We start from the raw sequence: 7,576 nt of genomic DNA, 5'->3' as shown, positions 1-7,576 counted from the left end.
CGGAACCAATTTCTTAGCCCCTTCCGGGTTTTCCCGGATCACCCTCAAACTCGAGGAGCGAAACTATAACACCTTTTCACTCTTCAGGTACCGCATCCGGCATATTTATTTCAAACCTCAAAACAAACCTGCCAAATCCCTTCACATCCCCAACTACCACCTGGGCGTTTGCCTCAAGGTCTGGTTCGTCTGAACTGCGAAGGAGCGGAACTATAGCACCACCATTTCCATCATGTCAAACTGATTACAGCCAACATGATATTTTCTGATCCACTCATGCAACCATCCGCCACATGCCCTTGGCGGCATCAGTCCGGAGGCGGTTTGAACGCGCTGCCGCGTGAGGCACTGAACTGTCTACGGATTTGGCGGAATCTCAACAACAGAACAATAGGGTCACCGAAGATTGCGACGCATGATCTTGCCCACATTGGTACGCGGCAGGTCTTCACGGAACTCGACATGACGCGGGACCTTGTAGCCCGTCAGTTGTTGGCGACAATAGGCGATCAATGTTTCGGCGGTCAGGGAGGGATCCTTGCGGATCACGAACAGTTTGACGGCTTCGCCGGAACGTTCGTCCGGCACACCCACTGCGGCAACTTCGCGAACACCGGGATGCGTAGCCACCACGTCTTCGATTTCGTTGGGATAGACATTGAAGCCGGACACCAGGATGATGTCTTTTTTCCGATCCACCAGGAATACGAAACCCTGCTCATCTATATAGCCGATATCGCCCGTGCGCAGATAGCCATCCGGCCAGAAGGCCAGCGCGGTTTCTTCCGGGCGCTGCCAATAACCGGCCGTGACCTGCGGGCCGTGCACGCAAATTTCGCCCGCCTCGCCTTGTGCGACCTCCTGGCCATCATCATTGCGGATCGACAGATCGGTCGAAGGCAGTGGCAGCCCGATGGAGCCATCAATATGGTGACCATCCATGGGATTGATGGTCACGGCAGGTGAGGTTTCGGTCAGGCCATAGGCCTGCACCAGCGGTGTACCGGTCACTTCTTTCCAGCGTTCGGCCACGACCCGCTGGACCGCCATGCCACCGCCCAGCGTCAGGCGCAGGCTGGAAAAATCCAGACTGGTGAACTGGGGGTGATTGAGCAATGCATTGAAGAGCGTATTGACACCCGTGAACGCCGTCATGCCGGCATGACGCATGAGCTTGATGAGACCAGGAATATCCCGAGCATCCGTCACCAGGATATTGCGGGCCCCCAGCTTCATGAAGACGAGGCAGTTGGCCGTCAGTGCGAAGATATGATAGAGCGGCAACGCGGTAACGATGCACTCCTTGCCTTCCCGCACCACGGGACGGATCCAGGCATATGCCTGGCAGACATTGGCGATCAGATTGCCATGTGACAACATGGCGCTTTTGGCCACCCCGGTCGTCCCCCCCGTGTATTGGAGGAAAGCCAGATCCTCGTGCCCCAGTTCCGGTTGCGCGAAGTGATGTCGTGCACCTGCCTGCATCGCAGCATCGAGCTGGACATGGCCGGGCAATTTCCAGGCCGGCACGCCTTTCTTGATATGGCGCACGACGAAATTGACCAGCGGTCGCTTCAGCCCGCCCAGCATATCGCCCACGGCCGTTACCACAATGTGTTTGAGGTAACGTCGATCCTTGACCTGGTCAAGCACACTGGCGAAGTTTTCAGCAATGACGACGACCTTGGCCTGAGAATCGACCAGTTGGTATTCGAGTTCACGTGGTTTATAGAGCGGATTGCAATTGACCATGACGCAACCGGCCCGCAGGATGCCGAACAGGCAGACCGGATACTGAAGCAGGTTCGGCATCATCAGGGCAACGGCATCACCGCGCCCCAATCCCTGGCTCTGCAGCCAGCCGGCAAAGGCACGGCTTTGCCGATCCAGTTCGGCATAGGTCAGTTCCTTGCCGAGCGATACATAGGCTACCTGGTCTGCATAGCGCCGGCAGCTTTCTTCGAACAGATGTACGAGAGACGTGTATTGCCCGGTATCCACTTCAGCCGGCACGCCTTCCGGATAATGCTCAAGCCAGATCTTGTCCATATTGTCTCCTTTGCCTGCCGGCGGATCCATTCCGTGAGGATGTCCTTGTTATGGTGTCACTATATATATACTTACTGCGACTGCCTGTCGTCCATCGTTTCCTTTTCTCGCTTTTTGCGTGCATAGTGCGTGCGCGTTGCGATGTACAGCGTGCGCTCGACCGTTGCATACACCGCACCCTGCCCATCAATGAGATCCACGCTATAGGTACGCGTGGTCTCCTGATCCCGATCCAGTGCGCTGCGAATGTCCTCGACTTCGCTGTCGCGCACCGCAAACTCGGCATACAACGCCTGGTAGGCGGGACGGCGGAAGCGGATCGAGGCCTGCTTGTCCCATATGATTACGTCCCGCCCCAGTCGCAACATCAGCAACAACGGATGCGGCCCATCGGTGACACCGAACAACGACCCACCGTAGATCGCCCCCAGGGCATTGCGGGTACGCCAATGCCAGGGCAGGCGCACCCGCATGGACGAAAAGTCGGACTCGACGCGAATGACCTTGCCGCCCATGCCCCGAAACCCAGGGTGTAGATTGAAGCCCAGTCGCAATGCCCGACCGCGCCAGCGATAGGGCAAACGATGCAGCCACTCCAGCTTTACCATGACCTCAAAGCGCCTCGAACACGCCGGCAGCCCCCATACCGGTGCCAATGCACATCGTGACCATGCCGTACTTGCCGCTGGTACGCCGCAGGCCATGGGTCAGCGTGGCCGTCCGGATGGCACCCGTGGCCCCCAGCGGATGGCCCAGGGCAATCGCCCCCCCCAGGGGATTGACCCTGGCCGGATCCAGACCCAGCTCCCGGATCACCGCCAATGCCTGCGCCGCGAAAGCCTCGTTCAGCTCGATCCAGTCCAGTTGCGCCTGTCCGATGCCGGCCTGCTGCAGGGCGCGCGGAATGGCCTCGACGGGTCCGATGCCCATGATTTCAGGTGGCACGCCGGCCACGGCGTAGCCGGCAAAACGTGCCAGGGGCTGGACATTCAGCTCCTTGATCATGCGCTCTGACATCAATACGATCGCCGCCGCCCCATCCGACATCTGCGAGCTATTGCCTGCCGTGACCGTACCGCGTGCCGCGAATACCGTACGCAGGCGCGCCAGTGCCTCGATGCTGGAATCCGCTCGCGGACCTTCATCCTGCGCAGCAGTACGACGCGTGATCTTTGGCGTACCGTCAGCAACGTTGCCCGGCTCATGCACCACGATCTCGAAAGGCGTGATTTCCTGCCCGAAGTAGCCTGCCTGCTGTGCCGCCACGGCCCGACGATGCGACTCCAGGGCGAAAGCATCCTGATCCTCCCGGGACACCTTCCAGCGCTGGGCGACCTTTTCGGCGGTCAGCCCCATGCCGAAAGCCATCCCCAGATGATCTTCCCTGTCGAAGATCGCCGGGTTCATGGAAATCTTGTTGCCCATCATCTGCGACATGACGCTCATCGACTCGGCACCTGCCGCAATCATCACATCCGCCTCGCCCAGCCGGATACGACTGGCTGCATCGGCCACGGCCTGCAGGCCGGAGGCGCAAAAGCGGTTGATGGTCAATCCAGGGACCTGCTGCGGCAAGCCAGCCAGCAGCAGGCCCATGCGGGCCATGTTCATGCCTTGCTCGGCCTCCGGCATGGCGCATCCGGCAATGACATCGCCAATCCGGCCAGCATCCAGCCCAGGCACCTGGGCCAGCACAGCCTGCAGTGCGGCCGCCAGCAGGTCATCCGGCCGGGTCCGGCCATACATGCCACCACGCTTGCCCACCGGCAGCCGCGTTGCGGCCACGATATAGGCATCCTGTTTCTGCATATTCATGAATGCTCCTCGATCAGTTGCGCAACGGTTTGCCGGTGTCCAGCGTATGGCGGATGCGAGCCTGGGTTTCAGGCGTGCGCAACAGCGCCATGAATTCGCGCCGCTCGACCGCCAGCAGCCACGCCTCGTCCACTCGGCTACCGGTATCGACATCGCCACCACACAGCGCCACGGCAGCCGCATGAGCCACCCGATAATCATGCGGGCTGATCATGCCGCCTTCGCGCATGTTGACCAGCAGCATGTCGAAATTGGCAATACCGCTGCGCCCGGCAACCGGGATGTCACGCGGGTGCGCCGGCACTCGATGCCCCACATCCGCCATCGCGCGGGCACGTCGCAACGCCGTCCACAACAGCTCATCGGGATGGAAGACCACCGTATCCGATGGTTGCCCAAAACCGGCCTCGATCGCCAGCCAGGCGCTCTTGGACACTTGTGCCATGGCGATATTGCGAAAGGCCGGCTGCAGATAGGGGAAGACTTCTGCCGGCGTCTCGGTCTGTGCGGCCAGTCGTGCTGCCCTCACCGCGAACGCCTTGCTGCCGCCCCCCGCCGGAATCAGACCAACCCCAGCCTCCACCAGTCCCACATAGCTTTCCAGCGCCAGGACCCGCGCACTGGCATGCATGAGAAATTCGCAACCGCCGCCCAGCGCCATGCCCTGCGCGGCAGCCACCACCGGCACCTGGGCATAGTGCAGCGCCAGCGAAGCCTGCTGAAAGCGAGCCACCGTCTGCTCCAGGCGCTCGAACTCGCCGGCTGCCACGGCTTCTGACACCTGTTTGAGGTTGGCTCCAACGGCAAACGGTGCCTCGTGCCACAGCACCAGTGCATCGCTGTCGCGCTCGGCCTGGGCCACGGCATGCAGTACGCCTTCGAGCACCTCGTCGCCAATCGTGTGCATCTTGGACTTGAAGGACAGAATCGCGACACCGGCATCGATATCCGGCAGGCGCCACAGTCGAACCCCTTCGTTTTCCCAGAAGATATCCTGCCCTGGTGACACGACATCCTGCCCCCCCAGCACACGTTCCGGAAACACCTGGCGGGTATAAACGGGCAACGATGAGGGTGCGACGAGACGCCCATCGCGGGGCGCATAAGACCCTTGCGGCACATGCACGCCACGTCGGTCGGACTCGACAGCCCAATCAGGCAAAGGCACGGTGGCCATGCTTGCCTTATGGTCGATGTCCTCGCGAATGGCCTGGGCCACGGCTTGCCAACCGGCAGCCTGCCAGGTTTCGAGCGGTCCCAGTGACCAGCCGAACCCCCAGCGCATGGCCAGATCGAGGTCACGCGCATTATCCGCAATCCCTGCCAGATGGTAGGCACTATAGTGGAACGTATCGCGCAGCACCGACCACAGGAACTGCGCCTGAGGATGGGTGCTGGCACGTAGATCCCGCAACCGGGCAGCCGGATCCTTCTGCTTCAGGATGCTGGCCACCTCATCGGCCACCTGTCCCGTCGAGGCACGGTACTCGCCCTGCTTCAGATCAAGCACGAGAATATCGCGCCCCTCTTTGCGATAGACACCGCGCCGGGTCTTCTGGCCCAGGGCTCCCTGGTCGATCAGTTGCTGCAACCAGCCAGGCACCTCGAAAAATGCGTGCCACGGGTCATCGGTCGCACCGTCGCGCAGCGTATCGATCACATGCGCCAGCGTATCCAGTCCCACCACATCGGCCGTGCGATAGGTCGCGCTCTTGGGACGCCCGATCAGCGGACCGGTCAAAGCATCGACCTCGTCAAAGCCCAGCCCGAGCCTGACCGTGTGATGCATCGCGGCCAGCATGGAAAACACACCGACACGGTTGGCAATGAAATTGGGCGTATCCAGCGCCCGGATCACGCCTTTGCCCAGATGGCTGGTCAGCCATGACTCCAGGTCATCCAGCACGTCGGGGCGGGTCTCCGGTGGCGCGACCAGTTCGACCAGCTTCATGTAGCGCGGTGGGTTGAAGAAATGCACGCCGCAAAAACGCGACCGCAATTTCTCGGGCAATGCCTGTGCCAGCACGCCCACCGACAGGCCGGATGTATTGGAGGCCAGAATGGCCTGGTCGCCGATATGCGGTGCCACACGATGGTACAGCTCGGTTTTCCAGTCCAGCCGTTCGGCAATGGCTTCGATGACAAGGTCGCACCCGCCCAGTTGCTCCAGATGCTGGTCATAATTGGCCGGCGTGATCCAGTCCAGACTGGCCGGACTGGCCAGGGGAGCCGGCTCGAGCTTGCGCAGTCCAGCCAGCGCCTTGAGAACGATCCCGTTGGGATCGCCCTCCCTGGCAGCCAGGTCATACAGCAGCACCGGCACACCGGCATTGGCCAAATGCGCAGCGATCTGCGCGCCCATCACGCCTGCCCCCAGAACGGCGGCACGTTTGATTTGCAGTTTGCTCAAGCGACTCTCCTTTTATCAGAACCGGCTGGATACCTGCAGGCCAATGATGTGCCCGCTGCTCTTGTATTCGCCAGAAACCAGCCCCCGGCGCGCAGGTTCGCCATTGTCGTTGTTGATGGGCGTATCCTTGAGATGCAGGTAGGTATAGCCAAGATCGATGGTGGTATTGGCCCCATGGCGATACTGCACGCCAGTCGACAGCCACAGCCGATTGTTGTCAGGCAGGGACGTGGGGCGATACTCCGCACTGCGGATCGGCGACTGGTCGATGGCAACACCGACTTTCCAGGTCCAGCGCTCGTCGACGCGGTAGTTGGCCCCGATGGCGGCTCGCCAGGTATCCCGGAAACGCAGATCCAGGGAGCTGGTCGCGTTGATATTGCCGCCGCTGTGGATATCCAGCTTGGGAATGCTGCTCCAGCCGGTCCACGACACATCACCCAGCAGGGTCCAGCGCGAATTCAACTGATGCATGGCGCTCAGCACGAAGGTATCGGGCAGATCGACGTCTGCGCGGGCCTGACCGCTGCGGACCGTAGTGCCATTGAGATCGATATCTGTATCGCCCTTGGCCGAATGCTTGATCTTGGACCTATACGACAGGCCAATGCGGGTCGCCTCGGTCGGCTGGAAGATGACCCCGGCATTCCAGCCCCAGGCATCGCCATGCATCTTGACCCGCGCATCACCGGGCATGAAGACACCAGGCGCGACCGGCAGGACTTGCGCCAGCTTGTATTCGGCATCGATGCGCTGCCAATTGACGCCGAACCCGAACGACCACTGATCATTGGCCTTGTAGGCTACGGACGGATTGATATTGATGGTCCGGATGTCGAACTTGCGCGAATGGAAGCGCCCCGCCCAGTTGTCGTCGTATTCGGTCATCAGGCCAAACGGTGCGCCGATCCCGACCCCGGCGAACCATTGCGGGTTGATCTGCCAGGACAAATAGGCATTGGGCACGACGCCCCAACTGCCGGCATCTCCGCCATTGGGCCCAACCGCCCCCAGCGGTACCGTACTGCGGTCATCATTGCGAAATTTGAAAGACGGCTTGATGGCCGTGACACCGCCCGATACGTTTAACCCAGGCAAATAGGTCATGCCAGCCGGATTGAAATAGATGATGCTGGCATTCTCGGCATTGACCGCCGACCCGGCGTAGGCATTGCCCAGGCCGCTGGCATTCTGCTCGAGCAGTTGGAACCCCGCACCGTACCCGGCAGCGGAGAATCCGCCCAGTAGCGCCAGAGAAAGTACGCGTCCTGTCAGTAAGCGTGTTTTCATTGCATGTCTCCT

Annotated in this window: 6 protein-coding genes; 1 reads left to right on the top strand and 5 read right to left on the bottom strand. The window is 60.9% G+C overall.

Annotated features, from left to right (window positions below):
* Positions 1-193, top strand: a 193-nt coding sequence (locus DD235_RS16920; RefSeq protein WP_204524212.1) for a hypothetical protein, incomplete at its 5' end; no start/stop codon positions are given.
* A 203-nt stretch (positions 194-396) separates the two neighbouring features.
* On the opposite strand, the gene DD235_RS07865 is transcribed toward DD235_RS16920, so the two are convergent.
* From DD235_RS07865 to DD235_RS07845, 5 genes are all read right to left on the bottom strand, one after another.
* Positions 397-2,049, bottom strand: a complete 1,653-nt coding sequence (locus tag DD235_RS07865) for an AMP-binding protein (protein WP_109061541.1) — start codon at positions 2,047-2,049, stop codon at positions 397-399.
* Between the two features lie 71 nt (positions 2,050-2,120).
* The gene (locus DD235_RS07860; RefSeq protein ID WP_109061474.1) at positions 2,121-2,657 is read right to left on the bottom strand and encodes a PaaI family thioesterase; all 537 of its coding nucleotides are present in this window, start codon (positions 2,655-2,657) and stop codon (positions 2,121-2,123) included.
* Positions 2,658-2,661: 4 nt separating this feature from the next.
* Positions 2,662-3,864 (bottom strand): acetyl-CoA C-acyltransferase, encoded by a 1,203-nt coding sequence (locus DD235_RS07855; protein ID WP_109061473.1) that lies wholly within the window; start codon positions 3,862-3,864, stop codon positions 2,662-2,664.
* A gap of 13 nt (positions 3,865-3,877) precedes the next feature.
* Positions 3,878-6,274: a 3-hydroxyacyl-CoA dehydrogenase/enoyl-CoA hydratase family protein gene (locus tag DD235_RS07850; RefSeq protein ID WP_109061472.1), complete on the bottom strand. Its 2,397-nt coding sequence runs from the start codon at positions 6,272-6,274 to the stop codon at positions 3,878-3,880.
* Positions 6,275-6,289: 15 nt separating this feature from the next.
* Positions 6,290-7,564: an OmpP1/FadL family transporter gene (locus DD235_RS07845; protein ID WP_109061471.1), complete on the bottom strand. Its 1,275-nt coding sequence runs from the start codon at positions 7,562-7,564 to the stop codon at positions 6,290-6,292.
* Between the last annotated feature and the right edge of the window lie 12 nt (positions 7,565-7,576).

The organism is Corticimicrobacter populi (assembly GCF_003123725.1).
In the GTDB taxonomy this organism is placed as follows: domain Bacteria; phylum Pseudomonadota; class Gammaproteobacteria; order Burkholderiales; family Burkholderiaceae_B; genus Corticimicrobacter; species Corticimicrobacter populi.
Note: the sequence above shows the minus strand (reverse complement) of the source record. Positions and strands in the feature narration are given on the sequence as shown.

Excerpts from the sequence above, each read along its gene's own strand:
- DD235_RS07865 (WP_109061541.1), bottom strand. The coding sequence starts at position 2,049 with ATGGACAAGATCTGGCTTGAGCATTATCCGGAAGGCGTGCCGGCTGAA.
- DD235_RS07860 (WP_109061474.1), bottom strand. The coding sequence starts at position 2,657 with ATGGTAAAGCTGGAGTGGCTGCATCGTTTGCCCTATCGCTGGCGCGGT.
- DD235_RS07855 (WP_109061473.1), bottom strand. The coding sequence starts at position 3,864 with ATGAATATGCAGAAACAGGATGCCTATATCGTGGCCGCAACGCGGCTG.
- DD235_RS07845 (WP_109061471.1), bottom strand. The coding sequence starts at position 7,564 with ATGAAAACACGCTTACTGACAGGACGCGTACTTTCTCTGGCGCTACTG.